Source organism: Streptosporangium sp. NPDC050148 (genome assembly GCF_055586505.1).
Map to the genome: position 1 here is coordinate 55,741 of NZ_JBVJIA010000021.1, position 17,547 is coordinate 73,287.

The following is a 17,547-nucleotide window of genomic DNA, read 5'->3' on the forward strand; positions in this document are numbered from 1 at the left end:
TCGTGCCGACCGACTCCATCGCCCCATCCGAAGACGTCTCCTCGAAGACGGATATTCCCCCCGTCGAGGATCTGCTGAGCACCGCCGTCGAAGCGGTGGGCGGGGTCGAGCGCCCCGGCCAGATCGCGATGGTGAGGGCGGTTCAGCACGCGATCGAGTCGGGCGACCACCTGGCCGTCCAGGCCGGCACCGGCACCGGCAAGTCGCTGGCCTACCTGATCCCCTCGATCAGGCACGCGATGACCTCCAAGGGGGCCGTGGTCGTCTCCACCGCGACCATCGCGCTGCAGCGCCAGCTCGTCGACCGCGACCTGCCCCGCCTGGCTGCGGCCCTCGCCCCGCACCTGCCGCACGAGCCCGCGTTCGCGATCCTCAAGGGCCGCCGCAACTACCTGTGCCGGTACAAGGCGAGCGCCGGGTGGCCCGACGAGGAGCAGGACCAGCTCTTCGACCCCCGCGAGGTGAACGCGACGGGCCGGATGGTCCAGCGCATCCAGGAGTGGGCGAACGAGACCGACACCGGTGACCGCGACGAGCTCGTGCCCGGGGTCAACGAGCAGGCCTGGCGCCAGTTCTCGGTCAGTGCCAGGGAGTGCCTGGGCGCCATGCGCTGCCCGAACGGCGCCGAGTGCTTCGCCGAGCTGGCCCGCGCCCGCGCCGGTGAGTCCGACGTCGTGGTGACCAACCACGCGCTGCTGGCGATCGACGCGATGGAGGACTTCCCGCTGCTGCCCGAGCACGAGGTGGTCGTGGTCGACGAGGCCCACGAGCTGGTCGACCGCGTCACCTCGGTGGTCAGCGGCGAGCTGTCGGAGACCATGGTCTCGGTGGCCGTGCGGCGGGTCGGCAAGCTCATCGAGCAGCACCTCGCCGACCGGCTGATGGAGGCCGGGGAGGACCTCAGGGCCCTGCTGGCCGCCGCGCCCGCCGGCCGTCTCGACGAGCTCCCCGAGGTGCTGGGGATGACGCTCGCCCTGATCCGCGACGCGGCCTGGGCGTGCATCACCGCGATGGGGCCGCGCGGCGGCGACAAGGACGACCCCGAGGGCGCTGGGCTGCGCAAGGCGGCCTTCACGTCCCTGGACGAGGTGCACGACACCGCGCAGCGCATGCTCGACGCGTTCGGTCACGCCACGGAGGTGGACCGGGCAGAGGTGGTCTGGCTGGAGGCGGGCACCGACCGGCGCCCGCCCCTGCTGCGGGTGGCCCCGCTCACCGTGGCGGGCATGCTCCGCGACAAGCTCTTCGGTGACCGTACGGTGATCCTGACCTCGGCCACGCTCGCCCTGGGCGGCGCCTTCGACGGGCTGGCCCGCCAGTGGGGGCTGGGCGCCGGGGGCGGCCGGGCCGAGCCGTCACGGGACGCGGCCCGCGGCGGCGACGACGACACCCGTGACACCGGCGACACCGGCGACACCGGTGACACCGAGGACGCCTCCGGCACCGGCGCGCGGGACGGTGAGCGCGGCAACGGCGGGCGCCGCGCCAGGGGGAACGGCGACAAGGGCGCCGGCAAGGGCACGAGGAGCCGGGCCGGCTGGACCGGCCTCGACGTCGGCTCCCCCTTCGACCACCCCCGCAGCGGCATCCTCTACGTCGCCAAGCACCTGCCCCAGCCGGGGCGCGACGGGCTGCCCGAGGCCTACATCGAGGAGATCACCGAGCTCATCGAGGCCGCCGGGGGACGCACCCTCGGCCTGTTCTCCTCGATGCGGGCCGCCAGGGCGGCGACCGAGGCGCTGCGCGACCGGCTGAGCGTGCCGCTGCTCTGCCAGGGGGACGACTCCACGATGCTGCTGGTCAAGCAGTTCGCCGAGGACGAGCCGACCTGCCTGTTCGGCACGCTCTCCCTGTGGCAGGGCGTCGACGTGCCCGGCCCGTCGCTGCGCCTGGTCATCATCGACCGCATCCCGTTCCCGCGCCCGGACGACCCGCTCAGCTCCGCCCGGCAGCGTCACGTCGCCGCCAAGGGCGGCAACGGGTTCATGTCGGTCGCCGCCACCCACGCCGCGCTCCTGCTGGCCCAGGGCGCGGGCCGCCTGCTGCGCAGCCAGCACGACAAGGGGGTGGTCGCGGTCCTGGACCCGCGCCTGTCCACGGCCCGCTACGCCGGGTTCCTGCGCGACTCCCTGCCGCCCTTCTGGCCCACCGAGGACCCGGCGAAGGTCCGCAGCGCCCTCAAGCGCCTCGGCGCCTCCTGACCGGGCGCGCGTCCTCGAGCGCCCGGTCCCCGACCGGGGGCGCCTCACCTGACGCCGTCGGCGTCAGGTGGCGCTGTCGGCGATGGCGTGCAGGGCCAGCACGTACGACCTCAGGCCGAAGCCCGCGATGGTGCCGGTGGCCACCGAGGCGACGACCGAGGTGTGCCGGAACTCCTCCCGCGCGGCCGGGTTGGAGATGTGCACCTCGACCAGCGGGGCGGTGCGCTGGGCGATGGCGTCGCGCAGCGCGTAGGAGTAGTGGGTGAACGCGGCCGGGTTCAGCACCACCGGGATCCGGCCGTCGGCCGCCTCGTGCAGCCAGCGGAGCATCTCGGCCTCGTCGTCGGTCTGCCGCACCTCGACCGAGAGGCCGAGCCCTTCGCCGGTCTGCCGGCAGAGCGCGGCCAGGTCGGCGAAGGTCTCCGCGCCGTAGACGTCCGGCTCGCGGGTGCCGAGCCGTCCCAGGTTGGGGCCGTTGAGCACGTACACGGGTCTCATCGGATCACTCACCGCTCCTCGACGGCCACGCGCCCGGTGCGCGGGCCGAGTTCCTCACCGGACTCCCGCCGGGCCGGCCGTCCCCGCCCGCCCGGGTCACCGGGCTCACACGGCTTGCGGGGCTCACCAGGCTCACCGGGCTTGCGGGGCTCACCGGGCGACCTCGCGGTAGGCGGCCTCGAGGAGCTCCTCCGACGGGTCGACCAGCGGGGAGACCTTGGCCAGGCCGTCCAGCACGACGAAGCGCAGCGTGGCACCGCGGCTCTTCTTGTCCAGGCGCATGTGGTCGCGCAGCTCGGGCCAGGCCTCGTGACGGTAGGCGGTGGGCAGGCCCACGGAGGTCAGCACGGACCGGGTGCGCTCCACCAGGTCGGCGCCGATCCTGCCGTCCAGGCGGGACAGCTCGGCCGCGTAGACCATGCCGATCGCGACGGCCTCGCCGTGGCGCATCCGGTAGTCCTCGGCGCGCTCGATGGCGTGGGCCAGGGTGTGACCGTAGTTCAGGATCTCCCGCAGGCCGCTCTCGCGCAGGTCGGCGCCGACGACGTCGGCCTTGATCTGGATCTTCCGCTCGATCAGCTCGCGGGTGTGCCGTCCCTCGGGGCGGCGGGCGCCCTCGGGGTCGTCCTCGATGAGCCTGAGGATCTCCGGGTCGGCGATGAAGCCGCCCTTGATGATCTCCGCCAGGCCGCCCACGTAGTCGTCGCGGGGCACCGAGACCAGCGTGGCCAGGTCGCACAGGACCCCCGCCGGCGGGTGGAAGGAGCCCACCAGGTTCTTGCCCTCGGGGGTGTTGATGCCGGTCTTGCCGCCCACCGCCGCGTCGACCATGCCCAGCAGGGTCGTCGGCACCTGCACGACCTTGACGCCGCGCAGCCAGGTGGCCGCGGCGAACCCGGCCAGGTCGGTGGTGGCCCCGCCCCCGACGCCGACCACCGCGTCGGAGCGGGTGAGGCCGGCGCGGCCGAAGGCGGACCACAGCCCGGCGACCACCTCGACCGTCTTGGCGCGCTCGGCGTCGGGCACCGGCAGCGGCACGACCTCGTACCCGGCCGCCTCGACCGCGCCGCACACCGGGCGGGCGATCTCCGGCAGGCTCTCCGGGTGGACCACGGCGACCGTGCGGACCTTCGGGCCCAGCAGTCCGGGCAGCTCGCCGAGCACACCGGCGCCGACCACCACGTCGTACGGGCTCTCGCCCCTGACGGAGATCCGGGTGACCGTCATCGGTCACCGTCCATCGGTGAGGGGGCTGCGTTCAGGAACACGTGGGAACTCCGTGGTGGGTTGTGCGGGTGGCTGCGGGTCCGGGGTGAAGCGGGGAGACGGCCGCCGGGGCGACCGGCCGCGCTCACTCCTTCAGGCTCGCGGCGATCTCGTCCACGACCTCCGCGGGCGAACGGTCGTCGGTCGCCACGGTGATCGTGGCCAGACCGCTGTAGAGGGGACGGCGGGCGTCCATCAGCTTCTTCAGCTGGCTGCGCGGGTTCAGCACGAGCAGCGGGCGCGCCGAGGCCAGGCCCACCCGCTGGACGGCACTGGACAGGCCGACCTCCAGGTAGACGACCTGGTGGCCGGTCAGCAGCTCGCGGGTGGCCTCGGCCAGGATCGCCCCGCCGCCGAGGGCGAGCACGCCTTCGTGCTCGGCCAGCGCCCGCCGTACGGCGTCGGCCTCCATCGCGCGGAAGGTCTCCTCGCCGTCCTCGATGAAGACGTCGCTGACGGGCTTGCCCGCCGCGAGCTCCACGTCGGCGTCGGTGTCGCGGAAGGCCAGACCGAGCCGGTCGGCCAGGAGCCGCCCGACGGTCGACTTGCCCGACCCCGGGGGGCCGATCAGCACTGCTCGGGGACTCACGTGTTCTCCTCGGACCGCGGGCCGCCGGCCGGGAGACCACAGGCTCCCGGGCCCGGACGCCCGCTCACTTGATCACCAATGACGAGAGGTAGCCGGACAGGTTGCGGGCGACCTCGTCGACGGAGTCGCCGCCGAACTTCTCGATCACCGCATCGGCCAGGATCAGCGCGACCATCGCCTCGGCGACGATCGCGGCCGCCGGGACCGCGCACACGTCGGAACGCTCGTGGTGGGCCTTGGCCGCCTCGCCGGTCAGCACGTCGACGGTGGCCAGTGCCCTGGGAACGGTGGAGATCGGCTTCATCGCGGCACTGACGCGCAGCGGCTCACCGTTGGTCATGCCGCCCTCGACGCCGCCGGCCCGGTTGGTGATCCGGCGGATGCCGCCCTCGGTGTTCTCGATCTCGTCGTGGGCCAGGGACCCCGGGCGGCGGGCCGTCTCGAAGCCGTCCCCGACCGCGACTCCCTTGATCGCCTGGATGCCCATCAGACCGGCCGCGAGACGGGCGTCCAGACGGCGGTCCCAGTGGGTGTAGCTGCCCAGGCCCGGCGGCAGGCCGTAGGCGACGACCTCGACGACGCCGCCGAGGGTGTCGCCGTCCTTGTGCGCCTTGTCGATCTCGGCGACCATCGCGGCGCTGCCCTCGGGGTCGGCGCAGCGCACCGGGTCGGCGTCGATCGCCTCCAGGTCGCCGGGACCGGGCAGGACGCCCCGGGTGGCCGCGGCCCCGCCGATCGAGACGACATGGCTGACGATGTCGACGTCGAGGGCCTGCTTGAGGAAGCTCCGCGCCACCTGGCCGAGCGCGACGCGGGCGGCGGTCTCGCGGGCGCTGGCCCGGTCGAGCACCGGGCGGGCGTCGTCGAAGCCGTACTTCTGCATGCCGGCGAGGTCGGCGTGACCGGGGCGGGGGCGTGAACGCGGCGCGTTGCGCGCCTGGCCCTCCAGCACGGCCGGATCGACCGGGTCGGCCGCCATGACCGTCTCCCACTTGGGCCACTCGGTGTTGCCGACGCGGATGGCGACGGGGCTGCCGAGGGTCCGTCCGTGGCGGACCCCGCCCACGATCGTGACCAGGTCCTGCTCGAACTTCATCCGCGCCCCGCGGCCGTAGCCGAGGCGGCGGCGGCGCAGCGCCTCGCCCAGCTGGGCCGTGGTCACCTCCACCCCGGCGGGCAACCCTTCCAGGATCGCGACGAGCTCGGGGCCGTGGGACTCTCCGGCGGTCAACCAGCGCAACATGGTGACAAGTCTTCCACGTGCCGCCCACTGGAATGGTCCGGGTTCACGGGTTGAGACGCCCCGATCCGCGAGGTCGCCCACGGGACGGCTCGGGACGGGGGCTCAGAGCGCGGTGAGAACGGCGGCGAGGGTGCCCAGCGCCATGAACGGGCCGAAGGGGATCTCGCTCTTGCGGCCCGCGCGGCGCAGGAGCATCAGGGCGGCCCCGTACAGGGCGCCGGCCACCAGGCCGAGGAAGGCACCGGTCACCAGCGTGTCCCAGCCCAGCCAGCCGAGCGCGGTGCCCAGGCTCCCGGCGAACTTGACGTCGCCCAGCCCCATCCCCGCCGGGTTGACCAGGAAGAGCAGCAGGTAGAACGCCACCAGGGCGAGGCCGCCGAGCCCGGCCGTGAGCAGGTCCGCGAGGCGGCCGTCGGCCAGGGCCGAGGCCGCCAGCAGCACGGTCGTGCCCAGGTAGGCGGCCAGGGTGAGCCTGTCGGGCAGCCGGTGGACGGCCGCGTCCACGAAGACCAGGACGACGGCCACCACCGCCAGCCAGCCGAAGGCGAGCAGCTCCCCCGCCCTTCCGAGCGGCGTCGTCCCGGCTTCGGCGGGCATCCCGGGCCACAGCGCCCGCAGCGCCAGGGCGGCCAGCACCGCGGCGGTGACCGCCTCGACGGTCCCCCTGACCGGGAGGAGGACCCGGCCGGGCGGCAGGTCCCGTTCCGGTCCGGCCTCCGGATCGCCGGACACCGCGCGCAGGACCACCAGGCGTCGCGTCCAGGATCCGATCGCCAGACCCGCCAGGCCCGCCAGGACGGTGAGGAGTACGAGCCAGGCCGGGGGGGTCATGGGGCGACGATAACCCGCCCTCTCCTCGCGCGCCCGCGATCCGGACGTTCTCCCCTCGAAGGACGTTCCCCCCTCGAGGGACGGCGGCCCAGGGACGAGACGCCACGAGGACGACGGCCCGGGACGAGGAGTCCGGGACGAGAGGCCGAGGACGACGGCCCGAGGACGCGGGGTCAGCCGTCGCGCAGGGCCTCCAGCATCCGTGACAGGGCGGCCCGGGTCTCGGCCAGGTCCCGGGGGTCGGTGGAGCCGGCCAGCCACAGGGCCGCCTCGTTCATCGCGCCCGACAGCAGGTGGGCCAGCGGCGCGACGGGCCTGCGGGCGATCGTTCCCGCCTCGATCAGGGTGGTGAGCTCGTCTGTCAGGTGACGGGCGGAGGCCGCCTCGTCCATGGCGCGCCATTCGGCCCACCCCAGGACGGCGGGGCCGTCGACGAGCATGATCTGCCGGACGTCCGGGGCGGTCCCGGCGGTGAGGAACGCCTGGCACCCGGCGACCAGCCGCTCCCACGGATCGTCCTGGGCGTCGGCGGTCGCGGCCACCTCCCGGGCCACCTCCTCCTGGACCTGTTCCAGGACGGCGCGGAAGAGGGCGGCCTTGCCGTCGAAGTGGTGGTAGAGCGCGCCCTTGGTGACCCCGGCCGCGCGGACGATCTCCGACAGGCCCACCGCGCCGTAGCCGAGCGTCGCGAACAGGCGCCTGCTCTCGCGCAGCAGGGCCTGCCTGGTCTGCTCGCGCTGCCGCGCCCTGCCGCCGTCCCTCATCGTCCCGCCCCCGCTCATTGACGTACCGACGGTACGTCAATATCGTACCTTCACATACCGACGGTATGCGAAAGGGAGTCCCATGAGACTGATCGGCTTCTATCCGGTCATCTGCACCTCGCGGGTCGAGAGGTCCCGCGACTTCTACACCGGCCTGCTGGGCTTCGAGACGACGTTCGAGGCCGACTGGTACGTGAGCCTGCGGCGGCCCGGTGACCCGTCGTACGAGCTGGCGCTGCTCGACCACGGCCACCCGACGCTGCCCGAGGCGTACCGCGTCCCCGTGCGGGGGCTGCTGCTCAACCTGGAGGTGGAGGACGTGGACGCGGAGTGGGAACGGCTCGTCGTCCGCGAGGGGCTGCGGCCCGAGCTGGAGCTGCGCAGCGAGGACTTCGGGCAGCGGCACTTCATCGTGGCCGACCCCGACGGGGTCCTGATCGACGTGATCACGCCCATCGCGCCCACCGAGGCCTACGCCGAGCGGTACGTCGGCCCGTGAGGCCGTGAGGACGACCACCCCGGGACCGGCGATCATCCCGGGTGGGCGCCCGGGGTGACCTCCGAGGTCATTGACGGCCTCCCGGCGAGCACGGAGGCTGGCAGCAGACCCCTACCCCCGGAGGGCCGGACCACGTGGACACGGACCGCTTCAGCAAGCTGCCCGCGATCATCGCGTCCCTCGTTCTCCTGCCGGTGCTGCTGGAGCTCCTCGCGTGGTACATCGAGGGCGAGGAGTACGACGTGGCCCGCGCGATCACGGTGATCTCGGTGATCGTCACGCTCGCCCTGATCGCCACCGTGCTCGGCCGGATCCGGGCGCGGCTGCCGGTGCTGCTGGTCGTCGGGCTGACCGTCACCGCGGCGGGCGAGGCCGTGCTGGGGTTCGTGGCGGCCTTCGGCCCGGTGCTCTGGCGGGGCGGGGTGCCCGGCGAGGTGCACGGGCTGATCACCACGGGGGTGAGCGCGTTCGCCGTCGTCACCGGCGTCTACCTGCTCGTCCAGTACCGGCGGGGCCTGTACCTGCCCTACCTGGCGGCCGGGATGGGACCGCTGCCGACCGCGACCAAGCGCAAGGTGATCGGCGAGTCGGAGATCCTGATCCGCACCATGCCCGGCATCGGGCCCTCGGTGGAGAAGGCGCTGACCAGCTGTGTCGCCATGACCGACCAGGAGGACCTGCACTTCGTCGCCTACTACGCCGACAAGCGGTGCTGCTTCTACGTCGACGTGCTCGACGACGGCGACCTGGCCCACTTCTTCCACGAGACCGACCAGGAGCAGCGCAGGAGGATCTACCTCCAGGCCGGCAACCAGCTCAGCTGGCTCACCCAGCGGCTCAACCGGCAGCTGCACCGGCTGGAGGGCGGAGCCCTGATCCGCACGGTCCTGGACGTGGAGCGCGGGGCGATGTACCTGCACTGGATCGACGAGACCCGCTACCTGATCGGCGTGACCCTGGACCAGCGGAAGGTCGACTCCGCCGACGCCAAGATGGCCGAGCTCGTGGACCTGATCCGCGGGCACTTCTCCCTCCCCCCGATCAACCAGCGCAAGCACTCCCCCACGTCGCATGGGCATCTGCGCTCCGTCCCGAGGAGTGAACGGTGGCCCGAATCGGGCTCTTGATCGTCGTTGTCGGCCTGGGCTGGCTGGCCGCCGACCTGGGAGGCCTGCGCGAGCTGGAGCACTCGGGCGCGTACGTGCTCCTCAGCAGCCTGCTGCTGGCCATCGGCCTGTACGGCAGCACGCACGGCATCGACCGCGCCGAGGCCAGGGAGCACACCCGGCTGATCACCCTGGCGGTCACCGTCGGGGTGCTGCTCAAGGCGGCGTTCATCGCCGGGGTGGTCTACCTCGTCTCCGGTGACCCCCGGGCACTGATCATGGCGGTGGTGGTCGCCCAGATCGATCCGCTCTCGGTCGCCGGGGTGATGCGGGACGACCGGCTCTCGACCCGGGCGAAGACCATCCTGGGAGCCTGGTCCTCGTTCGACGACCCGGTGACGATCATCCTGGCCGTCTACGCGGCGGCGCTGGTGAGCGACTCGGGACAGGGCGGCCTGTCGGCCTCCTACTTCGCCGACCTGGGACGGAACGCGCTGTTCGCGGTCGCCGCCTACCTGGTGTGGCGGCTGGTCAGGAAGGCCCCCGCGGCGCTGACCTACCTGGCCGCGGCCGGGGCGGTCGTGTCGGCCGCTTGGAGCTCCCTCATGCTCGGCCTGGCGACCGCCGGTCTGTACCTGCGCCTGCCGGACGCGCGCTGGCTGGGCCGGGCGGTGAGCGCGGCGTTCGCGCTCTCGGCGTTCCTGATGGGCCTGCTGCTCGTCGGCGGGACCAACATGGGGATGGGCGTGCTGCTCGGGCTGTCCGCGTACGCCGCGCAGATGGTCGCGGCGCTGGCGCTCACCCACGGCCTGCCGGTCGTCGATCGGGTGCACCTGGGGCTGGCGCAGCAGAACGGTGTGACGGCCGTGATCCTCGCCCTGGTCTTCGAGCGTGACTTCGGCGGGTTCGTCGCCGTGATCGCCCCGGCGATCCTGACGGTCAACCTCGTCCACGCGATGGCCAACCGAACCGCCGACGCCTGGGGGGCTCGGCGATCTCTTCCATCCGCGCCACGGTGACGTCGGGTCCCAGCGCGTCCAGGGTGCCCGACTCGACCGCGGCCAGGACGCGCAGCAGGTCCCCCTCGACGACGAAGGGCACCGGGCCCGCGACGTCCACCACCACGGCGGCGGCGCCCTCGTGCACGGCTGCCTGGCAGACCTGAAGGGCGGTGGCCTGGATGGGGCGGGCGTCGGCGCGCCACCGGCGCAGCGCGTCCACCCCGGTGAAGGCGAGCACCGCCTCGCGGCCGTCGGCGCCGACGAGCTTCGGGAGGGCCATCTCGCTCTCCTTCTCCTGCCGCAGGCCGTGCTCGCCGATCTCCGACTCCTTCAGCAGGGCGACCACCGGCACGAGCAGCCGGGCCCCGCCCAGGGCGGTGACCACGTCGCCCGCGTGCGCCGTCCCGGCGGCGAAGGCCGCGAGCGCGGACGTCACTGCGGCGTCGGCGGCGCCGTCGTCGCCGGGGACCAGGGGCTGCGGAATGCTCGGCACGAACCGGGAGCCTACCGGCGGCCGGGACGGGCGGGCGACCGCCGCGCCCCGGTCACCGTCCGGGGACGCGGGCGGTCCTCAGCCGAGGTCGGCGATGGCCGCCACCGGTCCGCCGCCGCTGGGGCCCTGGTGGACCGCGGCGACCGAGACGAACACGGCCGGGTCGCCGGTGACGCTGGCCGCGACGCCGCCGACGGTGGCCTTGATCTGCCGGTGCCAGTGCACGTCGGAGTCGTCGAGCATGATGTTGCGACGGCCCCGGACGCTGCCCGACGGATCGGCCTCGCACTTCATGAACACGTTGACCAGCCTGTCGCCCAGGTCGGACGGGTGGGGGCGCTCGGGCAGCTCGATGCCGCTGGAGCGGATCGCCTCCCAGATGCCGTCGGCGTCCAGCGCGTCCTTCATGACCGAGTGGCCGATCCGGTAGCGGCCGCCGATGCCCCGTACGTTGCCGACGACCACGATCTGCGCGCGGTCCAGCTCGACGCCCGAGGAGCACGACGCGACCGAGGAGTACAGCGACAGGTCGCGGTGGATCTGGTCGGCGGCGGGCATCTCGATCTCGCCCAGCGCCACGGCGATGCCCAGCGCGGTGGTCGAGTTGGAGATGTCCATCGACGGGCCGGTGTCCTCGATCACCACGTCCTTGCCGCGCGACTTGGCGTCGTTGATCGTGGACAGGGTGAGCAGGGGCGTCTTGGTCTGGACGTAGTGGACGTCGGCGGGGTCGTCGATCCCGGCGAGCTTCATGGCCTCGCGTACCCCGGCGGCGACCTTCTCCACCATCGCGGGACGGCCGATGTCCTCGGGCAGGATCACCTCGCTCATCGCGATCCCGACGCTGACCCGCGGCTCGTCGCTCGGCTCGGCGTCCGCCGTGGTGGCGAAGATCGTGGCGTGCGGGCTGAGCACGCCGTCGGTGCCTCCCGACCAGACCAGCGGGACGCTCTCCGGGGACGGGTGCCCCTTGGCCGCGAGCACCTCGCGGAAGGCGCGGTCGGCCAGGATGCGGGTGTAGTCGTTGACCCCGCCGTTGCCCTCGGTCTTGCCGATCACCGCGAGCACCCGGGCGGCCTCGATCACCCCGTCGTCGATGAGCCGTGCCAGCCCGGAGGCGTCGGTCACGCTCTCGATGGGCACCTTGCGCACTTCAATGGGTTCCGGCATCCCTGCCGCCTTTCGTAGTCGTGTTCACTTTCGCACCACGGTGCCGGTCTTCCCGGTCAGCGCCGTTCCGATCTCCTCCAGCGAGGTGATCACCGAGCGGTCGCCGCCCTGCTCGACGAAGCGCAGCGCGGCCTCGACCTTGGGGCCCATGCTGCCCCCGGCGAAGTGCCCGGCGGCGTGCAGCGCGCGCAGCTCGGCCACGCCGACGCCGCCGAGGGGCCTGGCGTCGGCCGTACCGAAACCGACGACCGCGGCCGGGACGTCGGTCGCGATGACCAGGACCGTCGCCCCCACCGCGCGGGCGAGCACGGCGGCGGCCAGGTCCTTGTCGATCACCGCCTCGACGCCGGTCAGCCGCCCCTCGGCGTCGCGGACCACGGGCACGCCCCCGCCGCCCGCGGCCACCACGGTGAACCCGGCCTCCGTCAGCGCCGTCACGGCGGGCGCGTCGAGGATCTCCAGCGGCTCCGGGGAGGCCACCACCCGGCGCCAGCCCCGGTCGAAGCGGCGCCAGGTCTGGCCGAGCCCCTCGAAGTGGCGGGCCCGGGCCTCGTCGAAGTAGCGGCCGATGGGCTTGACCGGGTCCCGGAAGGCCGGGTCGGCGGGGTCCACGAGCGTGCGGGTGACCACGACCGCGGCCCGGCCGCCGAGCGCGTTGAGGACGAGCGTCCCGACGGTGGCCTGGGTCTGGGCCACGCACCAGTCGAGCGGCACCGGGGGGACGACGTGGGCGGCGAGCTGGTTCTTCAGGATCAGGTTGCCGACCTGGGGGCCGTTGCCGTGGGTGAGGGTCACCCGGTGGCCGTCCTCGACGAGCGCCGCCACGTGGCGCACGGCGCGCTCGACCGCGCGGTGCTGGTCGAGGGGCGAGGCGGCGCCGTCGGGGCCCGTCATCGCGTTGCCGCCGAGCGCGATCAGTACTCGTTCACCCACCTGGTTCACCCACAGGCCGACGCTAACGGCCCGCGGGTCCCGCCCTCATGGGCACTCCTTGCCCAAGGGGCATCCGCCCTTCGGCACAACCCGCCAACCGGCCCGCCGGCCGATCCCTCGGCCGAGCCCTCGACCGATCCCTCTGCTGATCGCTCGACCGAGCCGAGAACCGGCCCGGGAACCTGCCCGGGGACCGGCCGGTGGGCCGGAGCGTCCCCGGGCCGGCTCACACCAGGAGCGACCGGGTGATCTCCTCGACCACGGCCGCGCGGCGCGGCTGCAGGTAGAAGTGGTCGCCGGGGAAGACCCCGAGGGAGAACCCGGAGGAGGTGCGGGCCTCCCAGGTCTTGGCCTGCTCGGGGGTGACCACCGGGTCGGCGTCGCCGAGGAGGACCGAGACCGGGGTGCGCAGCGGCGGTCCTGGCCGGTGCCGGTACGCCTCCAGCAGGCGGAGGTCGGCGCGGACGTAGGGCAGCACGATCTCGCGCATCGCCTCGTGGGCGAGCACCTGCGCCTCGGTGCCGCCGAGCTTGGCCAGCTCGGCGACCAGGGCGTCGTCGTCGTACGTGGACAGCGCGCGCCTGTCGCGACGGTCGTGCGGGGCCGTCGCCCCGGACACGAACAGCCGCGCCGGGGCGTACCCACGGCCCTCCAGGCGGCGGGTGACCTCGTAGGCGAGCGTCGCCCCCATGCTGTGGCCGAACAGCGCGAAACGCCGGTCCAGCAGCGGGAGCATCGCCTCGGTCAGCACGTCGGCCAGCGCGTCCATGCTCTCCGGTGACGGCTCGGCGAACCGGTCGGCCCTGCCGGGCAGCTGCGTGGCGTGCAACTCGACCGCCTCGGGCAGCAGCGCGTACCACTCGCGGTAGGCCGTGGCCGACCCGCCCGCGTGCGTGAAGCAGAACAGCCGCGCGACCGCCGCCGGACGGCGCACGGCACAGCGCAACCAGGTCATGCGGTCTCCTCGCGGGTCCGTCCGGTCACTGCCCCATGGCCCTGATCAGGCTCTTGGGCCGCATGTCGGTCCAGGTGGCCTCGATGTGCTCCAGGCAGGCCTGCCGGGTGTCCTCGCCGAAGGCGACGGTCCAGCCGGCCGGGACCTCCGACCGGGCGGACCAGAGGGAGTACTGTCCCTCGTCGTTGACCAGCGCCAGGTAAGCGCCGTCGGTGTCCTCGAAGGGGTTGCTGCTCATGTCCTCGTCCTCTCTGGGAAGCGCGGCGATCTCTCCGGGAAGAGCGGCGATCCACGCGGCGCGCCCGGGATCCACCATGCTGAATGGTGGCAGGCGATCACGCGTCCGTCGACGGCGCCCCTGAGGTACGGCCTCCGGTCCGCGGTGACGGAACCTTCCCGGTGCGGGCCGGACGATCCCGGCATGTCACCCGCGCCTCCTGGCCTGCGGGGGAGCACGGGGAGCCGGATCTTGCCGTGTTAGGCTTACCTTGCTTAACATATGAGCATCTGTTCAGATATTGGCGAAGTGGATCTTGTGATGGGTCACGGGCACGGGCATGGGCACGGCGCGAACACCGACCGCCGCCATCTCGCGGCGGCGCTCGCCCTGCTGCTCGTCTTCATGGCGGCCGAGGTCGCCATCGGCATCGCCGCCAACTCCATCGCGCTGATCTCCGACGCCGGGCACATGCTCACCGACGCCGCGGCGATCGCGCTCGCGCTGGTCGCGATGCGGATGGCCGCCCGCCCGGCCCGCGGCGCCTACACCTTCGGCTGGAAGCGCGCGGAGATCATCTCCGCGGCGGTCAACGGTCTGACCTTCGTGGCGCTCGTCGTCTACTTCGTCTACGAGGGCGTGCGGCGGCTCGTCGAGCCCCCCGAGGTGCAGGGGGCCCTGGTCCTCGGCACGGCGCTGGCCGGGATCGTGGTCAACGCGGTCGCGGCCTGGCTCATCGCCAGGGCCGACCGGCGCAGCCTCAACGTGGAGGGCGCGTTCCAGCACATCCTCAACGACATGTACGCCTTCGTGGCCACCGCGGTCGCGGGCGCGGTGGTCTGGCTGACCGGGTGGGGGCGGGCCGACGCGATCGCCGCCCTGGTCGTCGCGGCCCTGATGGCCAAGGCCGCCTACGGCCTGCTGCGCGACGCCGGGCGCATCCTGTTCGAGGCCGCGCCCGACGGGGTGAACCCGGCCGAGGTGAGCGCCGCGATCGGCGCCCACGCGGCCGTGACCGGCGTGGAGGACCTGCACATCTGGACGGTGACCAGCGGTTTTCCCGCGCTGTCGGCGCACGTGACCGTCGTCAGGGGCGGCGACTGCCACCGGGTACGCCGCGAGCTGGCCGCGCTGCTGCACGAGCGTTTCCAGATCGACCACACCACCCTGCAGGTCGACCACGTCCCCGGCACCGCGTGCCGGCTGAACACCGGCTGATCACACCGGCCGGGCACACCAGCTGGTCACATCGGCCGGACACCCGGGCCGGACGCCCGCCGCCGGTCACCCGGTCCCGTACCGGCCGGTCACCGGCAGGGCGTTCAGGGCACCGGCGTACGGATCGCCAGGCATGCCTCGAAGACGGCGGTGAGCCGGGCGACCACGGCCTCGCGGTCGGGGGTCCCCACGGCCTCGGGGCCGTACAGCTGGCGCATCGTGCCGGTGCCGGTGATCAGGGCGGTGGCGATCGTCGCCCGGAACACCGCGTCCGGCCCGGGGAGCAGCGCGGACAGCGGCCCCAGGATCGCCGACCCGACCCGGTCCCGGATGATCTCGTGGATCTCCGGGCAGTTGGACGACCGGATGAGCGCGGCCACCACCGGGCTCCCCTGGTCGGAGAAGAGCCGCTCGGCCACGTACTCGGCCAGCCGGTGGGGAAGCTCCTCCTGCGGGCCGTCCAGGATGCCGGGAAATCGCCCCTGCATCGCGAGCACCTCGGCGAACAGCTGCCGCTTGCTCCCGAAGTAACGGTTGATCAGTGCGATGTTGGCGTCCGCCTCGGCGGAGATCAGCCGCATCGTCACCTGGTCGTAGCCCAGGTCGGCGAACAGACGGCGGGCCGCGTCGAGGATGCGCCGCCTGGTGCCCTCCCTGTCGCGCTGCCGTGTCTCGTCCACCTGACCGATCCTTCCAGATTTGACGGGTAAACAAGCGTCTACTAACTTCATGTGTACTGTACATGCATTGGGGGACGGTTCATGCTGACCGAACAACAGGTCCAGGCCGAGGCGGCACCGCGTTTCACGCACAGACAGGTGCTGGAGATCCTCGCCGGGCTGATGCTCGCCATGCTGACGTCGATGATCTCGACGTCCGTGGTGGGGACCGCGCTGCCGACCATCGTCGGCACGCTCGGCGGTCAGGACCAGCTGGCCTGGGTGGCCAGCGCGACCCTGCTGACCATGACGGCCTCCACGCCGATCTGGGGCAAGCTCTCCGACCTCTACGGCCGCAAGCTCATGTTCCAGGTCTCCCTGGTCGTCTTCGTGCTCTCCTCCATCGCGGCGGGCTTCTCCCAGGACATGGCACAGCTCATCGCGGCCCGCGCGGTCCAGGGCATCGGCGCCGGCGGCCTGGCCGCGCTGCCGCAGATCATCCTGGGCGACGTGGTGGAACCGCGCGAGCGGGGACGCTACTCCGGCTACATCGGCGCGGTCTTCGGCGTCTCGACCGTGGCCGGGCCGCTGCTCGGCGGGTTCATCGTGGACAACATGTCCTGGCGCTGGACGTTCTGGATCTGCGTGCCGCTGGCCGTGGTGGCGTTCGTCGTCATCCAGAAGGTGCTGAAGCTGCCGTTCACCCGCCGTGACACCAGGGTCGACTGGTGGGGCGCGACCTTCATCACCGGCGGGACCACCGCGCTGATGCTGCTGCTCTCCCTCGGCGGCCACGAGTTCGGCTGGAACTCCCCCTGGACCTACGGCCTGGGCGCGCTCAGCCTGGTGATGTTCGGCCTCGCGGTCGTCGCCGAGCGCAGGGCCGCCGACCCGATCCTGCCGCCGCACATGTTCCGCGACCGCACGTTCGTGCTCACCTCCGCCGCCTCCCTGCTGGTCGGCGCGTCGATGTTCGGCGCCCTGATGTTCCTGCCGCAGTACCTGCAGATCGTCAAGGGCATGAGCCCCACCGGCTCGGGCCTGATGACCCTGCCCCTGGTGCTCGGCCTGCTCGTCTCCTCGATCCTGGTCGGCCGGTTCGTCACCAGGACCGGCCGGTGGAAGATCTTCCCCGTCGTCGGCATGGTGCTGGTCGCGCTCGGCCTGTTCCTGCTCTCCCGGCTGCACGTCGACAGCTCGCTGCTGATCGTCGGCCTCGACAACGCGGTGCTCGGCGTCGGGCTCGGCGCCTCCATGCAGATCCTGATCCTGGCCGCGCAGAACGCCGCGAGCCGGAGCGACCTGGCCTCGACCACCTCCGGCGTGTCGTTCTTCCGCTCCCTGGGCGGCGCGGTGGGCGTCGCGGCCTTCGGCGCCATCCTGTCCAACCGGCTCGGCGCCGAGCTGGTCTCCCTCGCCAGGGCGGCGAAGCTGCCGCTGACCGGCGGGACCGCCCCCGCCCTCGGCTCCCCCGACACCATCCACGCCCTCCCCGCCCCGCTCCTGGAGATCATCCTGGAGGCGTTCACCCGGGCGATGAGCGCGGTCTTCCTGGTCGGCGTCCCGATCGCCCTGCTCGCCGCGGTGGCCGCCCTGATGGTCAAGGAGATCCCGCTGCGTTCGGCCCGGACCGCCGCCCCGGCACCGGGCACCGACCCGGCCGCCCCCGCGGGCCCGGCGGTCCCGTCCGGCGACCGGCCGTGACGCACGGGGGTCCCGGGCGGCCCGGACGGGGTCCCGGGCGGAACGGGAACCCGTCCCCGCCCGCTTCTCACGCCGTCGTGCCGTCACCCCCGGCGCGCCCCCGCGTCCCCGTTCCGCCCGGGGCCGGCCCCGCTCTCCGGCCGGTCCCGGGCCTCCTCACGGCCCCCCACGGCCGCGCGGGAACGCCCGTCAGAGCGTCC

18 protein-coding genes are annotated in these 17,547 nt (G+C 73.2%); 6 read left to right on the forward strand and 12 right to left on the reverse strand.

Going from position 1 to position 17,547, the window contains the following annotated elements:
* The first annotated feature begins 2 nt into the window (after positions 1–2).
* On the forward strand, positions 3–2,201 hold the full coding sequence (locus ACZ6RT_RS23555) for an ATP-dependent DNA helicase (RefSeq protein ID WP_470156116.1): 2,199 nt from the start codon (positions 3–5) through the stop codon (positions 2,199–2,201).
* Between the two features lie 63 nt (positions 2,202–2,264).
* Here ACZ6RT_RS23555 and aroQ read toward each other — a convergent pair whose 3' ends face one another.
* From aroQ to ACZ6RT_RS23585, 6 genes are all read right to left on the reverse strand, one after another.
* Positions 2,265–2,699 carry a type II 3-dehydroquinate dehydratase gene (aroQ, locus tag ACZ6RT_RS23560; protein ID WP_399193152.1) on the reverse strand — a complete coding sequence of 145 codons (435 nt, stop codon included), beginning with the start codon at positions 2,697–2,699 and terminating at the stop codon, positions 2,265–2,267.
* A gap of 150 nt (positions 2,700–2,849) precedes the next feature.
* A complete protein-coding gene (gene aroB / locus ACZ6RT_RS23565) occupies positions 2,850–3,926 on the reverse strand; it encodes a 3-dehydroquinate synthase (RefSeq protein ID WP_399193154.1) in 1,077 nt (358 codons plus the stop codon).
* A gap of 124 nt (positions 3,927–4,050) precedes the next feature.
* Positions 4,051–4,554: a shikimate kinase gene (locus ACZ6RT_RS23570; RefSeq protein ID WP_399193156.1), complete on the reverse strand. Its 504-nt coding sequence runs from the start codon at positions 4,552–4,554 to the stop codon at positions 4,051–4,053.
* Between the two features lie 64 nt (positions 4,555–4,618).
* Complete coding sequence (gene aroC, locus ACZ6RT_RS23575) at positions 4,619–5,797, reverse strand: chorismate synthase (RefSeq protein ID WP_399193158.1); 1,179 nt, start codon at positions 5,795–5,797, stop codon at positions 4,619–4,621.
* 102 nt (positions 5,798–5,899) lie between these two features.
* On the reverse strand, positions 5,900–6,628 hold the full coding sequence (locus ACZ6RT_RS23580) for a prepilin peptidase (protein ID WP_470156119.1): 729 nt from the start codon (positions 6,626–6,628) through the stop codon (positions 5,900–5,902).
* Positions 6,629–6,801: 173 nt separating this feature from the next.
* Positions 6,802–7,410, reverse strand: coding sequence for a TetR/AcrR family transcriptional regulator (locus ACZ6RT_RS23585; protein ID WP_399193162.1), 609 nt, complete (start codon positions 7,408–7,410; stop codon positions 6,802–6,804).
* 64 nt (positions 7,411–7,474) lie between these two features.
* On the opposite strand from ACZ6RT_RS23585, the gene ACZ6RT_RS23590 reads away from it, so the two are divergent.
* The 3 genes from ACZ6RT_RS23590 to ACZ6RT_RS23600 all read left to right on the forward strand — a co-directional run bounded on the left by ACZ6RT_RS23590 (position 7,475) and on the right by ACZ6RT_RS23600 (position 10,016).
* Positions 7,475–7,891, forward strand: a complete 417-nt coding sequence (locus ACZ6RT_RS23590) for a VOC family protein (RefSeq protein WP_470156121.1) — start codon at positions 7,475–7,477, stop codon at positions 7,889–7,891.
* Between the two features lie 134 nt (positions 7,892–8,025).
* Positions 8,026–9,018 carry a hypothetical protein gene (locus ACZ6RT_RS23595; protein WP_470156123.1) on the forward strand — a complete coding sequence of 331 codons (993 nt, stop codon included), beginning with the start codon at positions 8,026–8,028 and terminating at the stop codon, positions 9,016–9,018.
* Positions 9,015–10,016 carry a hypothetical protein gene (locus ACZ6RT_RS23600; RefSeq protein WP_399193168.1) on the forward strand — a complete coding sequence of 334 codons (1,002 nt, stop codon included), beginning with the start codon at positions 9,015–9,017 and terminating at the stop codon, positions 10,014–10,016. Before ACZ6RT_RS23595 ends, ACZ6RT_RS23600 begins: the two co-directional genes overlap by 4 nt.
* On the opposite strand, the gene ACZ6RT_RS23605 is transcribed toward ACZ6RT_RS23600, so the two are convergent.
* The 5 genes from ACZ6RT_RS23605 to ACZ6RT_RS23625 all read right to left on the reverse strand — a co-directional run bounded on the left by ACZ6RT_RS23605 (position 9,937) and on the right by ACZ6RT_RS23625 (position 13,787).
* Positions 9,937–10,491, reverse strand: coding sequence for an SseB family protein (locus ACZ6RT_RS23605; RefSeq protein WP_399193170.1), 555 nt, complete (start codon positions 10,489–10,491; stop codon positions 9,937–9,939). The two genes, ACZ6RT_RS23600 and ACZ6RT_RS23605, sit on opposite strands and share 80 nt — an antisense overlap.
* Positions 10,492–10,569: 78 nt before the next feature.
* On the reverse strand, positions 10,570–11,661 hold the full coding sequence (gene bar / locus ACZ6RT_RS23610; protein WP_399193172.1) for a barbiturase: 1,092 nt from the start codon (positions 11,659–11,661) through the stop codon (positions 10,570–10,572).
* Between the two features lie 24 nt (positions 11,662–11,685).
* Positions 11,686–12,603 (reverse strand): carbamate kinase, encoded by a 918-nt coding sequence (locus ACZ6RT_RS23615; protein ID WP_399193174.1) that lies wholly within the window; start codon positions 12,601–12,603, stop codon positions 11,686–11,688.
* A 217-nt stretch (positions 12,604–12,820) separates the two neighbouring features.
* The gene (locus ACZ6RT_RS23620) at positions 12,821–13,549 is read right to left on the reverse strand and encodes a thioesterase II family protein (RefSeq protein WP_399193176.1); all 729 of its coding nucleotides are present in this window, start codon (positions 13,547–13,549) and stop codon (positions 12,821–12,823) included.
* Positions 13,550–13,574: 25 nt separating this feature from the next.
* Complete coding sequence (locus tag ACZ6RT_RS23625) at positions 13,575–13,787, reverse strand: MbtH family protein (RefSeq protein WP_470156125.1); 213 nt, start codon at positions 13,785–13,787, stop codon at positions 13,575–13,577.
* A 288-nt stretch (positions 13,788–14,075) separates the two neighbouring features.
* Between ACZ6RT_RS23625 and ACZ6RT_RS23630 the strand changes: the two genes are divergently transcribed.
* Complete coding sequence (locus tag ACZ6RT_RS23630; protein WP_470156127.1) at positions 14,076–14,984, forward strand: cation diffusion facilitator family transporter; 909 nt, start codon at positions 14,076–14,078, stop codon at positions 14,982–14,984.
* Between the two features lie 104 nt (positions 14,985–15,088).
* On the opposite strand, the gene ACZ6RT_RS23635 is transcribed toward ACZ6RT_RS23630, so the two are convergent.
* Positions 15,089–15,664: a TetR/AcrR family transcriptional regulator gene (locus ACZ6RT_RS23635; protein ID WP_399193182.1), complete on the reverse strand. Its 576-nt coding sequence runs from the start codon at positions 15,662–15,664 to the stop codon at positions 15,089–15,091.
* Between the two features lie 81 nt (positions 15,665–15,745).
* Between ACZ6RT_RS23635 and ACZ6RT_RS23640 the strand changes: the two genes are divergently transcribed.
* Entirely contained in the window at positions 15,746–17,347 is a 1,602-nt protein-coding gene (locus tag ACZ6RT_RS23640) for an MDR family MFS transporter (protein ID WP_470156129.1), read from the forward strand.
* The last annotated feature ends 200 nt before the right edge of the window (positions 17,348–17,547 follow it).

Bases quoted from the DNA above. Each gene is read 5' to 3' on its own strand.
- aroQ (WP_399193152.1), bottom strand. From the start codon at position 2,699: ATGAGACCCGTGTACGTGCTCAACGGCCCCAACCTGGGACGGCTCGGC.
- ACZ6RT_RS23585 (WP_399193162.1), bottom strand. From the start codon at position 7,410: ATGAGCGGGGGCGGGACGATGAGGGACGGCGGCAGGGCGCGGCAGCGC.
- aroC (WP_399193158.1), bottom strand. From the start codon at position 5,797: ATGTTGCGCTGGTTGACCGCCGGAGAGTCCCACGGCCCCGAGCTCGTC.
- ACZ6RT_RS23580 (WP_470156119.1), bottom strand. From the start codon at position 6,628: ATGACCCCCCCGGCCTGGCTCGTACTCCTCACCGTCCTGGCGGGCCTG.
- ACZ6RT_RS23640 (WP_470156129.1), top strand. From the start codon at position 15,746: ATGCTGACCGAACAACAGGTCCAGGCCGAGGCGGCACCGCGTTTCACG.
- aroB (WP_399193154.1), bottom strand. From the start codon at position 3,926: ATGACGGTCACCCGGATCTCCGTCAGGGGCGAGAGCCCGTACGACGTG.
- ACZ6RT_RS23625 (WP_470156125.1), bottom strand. From the start codon at position 13,787: ATGAGCAGCAACCCCTTCGAGGACACCGACGGCGCTTACCTGGCGCTG.
- ACZ6RT_RS23620 (WP_399193176.1), bottom strand. From the start codon at position 13,549: ATGACCTGGTTGCGCTGTGCCGTGCGCCGTCCGGCGGCGGTCGCGCGG.
- bar (WP_399193172.1), bottom strand. From the start codon at position 11,661: ATGCCGGAACCCATTGAAGTGCGCAAGGTGCCCATCGAGAGCGTGACC.
- ACZ6RT_RS23590 (WP_470156121.1), top strand. From the start codon at position 7,475: ATGAGACTGATCGGCTTCTATCCGGTCATCTGCACCTCGCGGGTCGAG.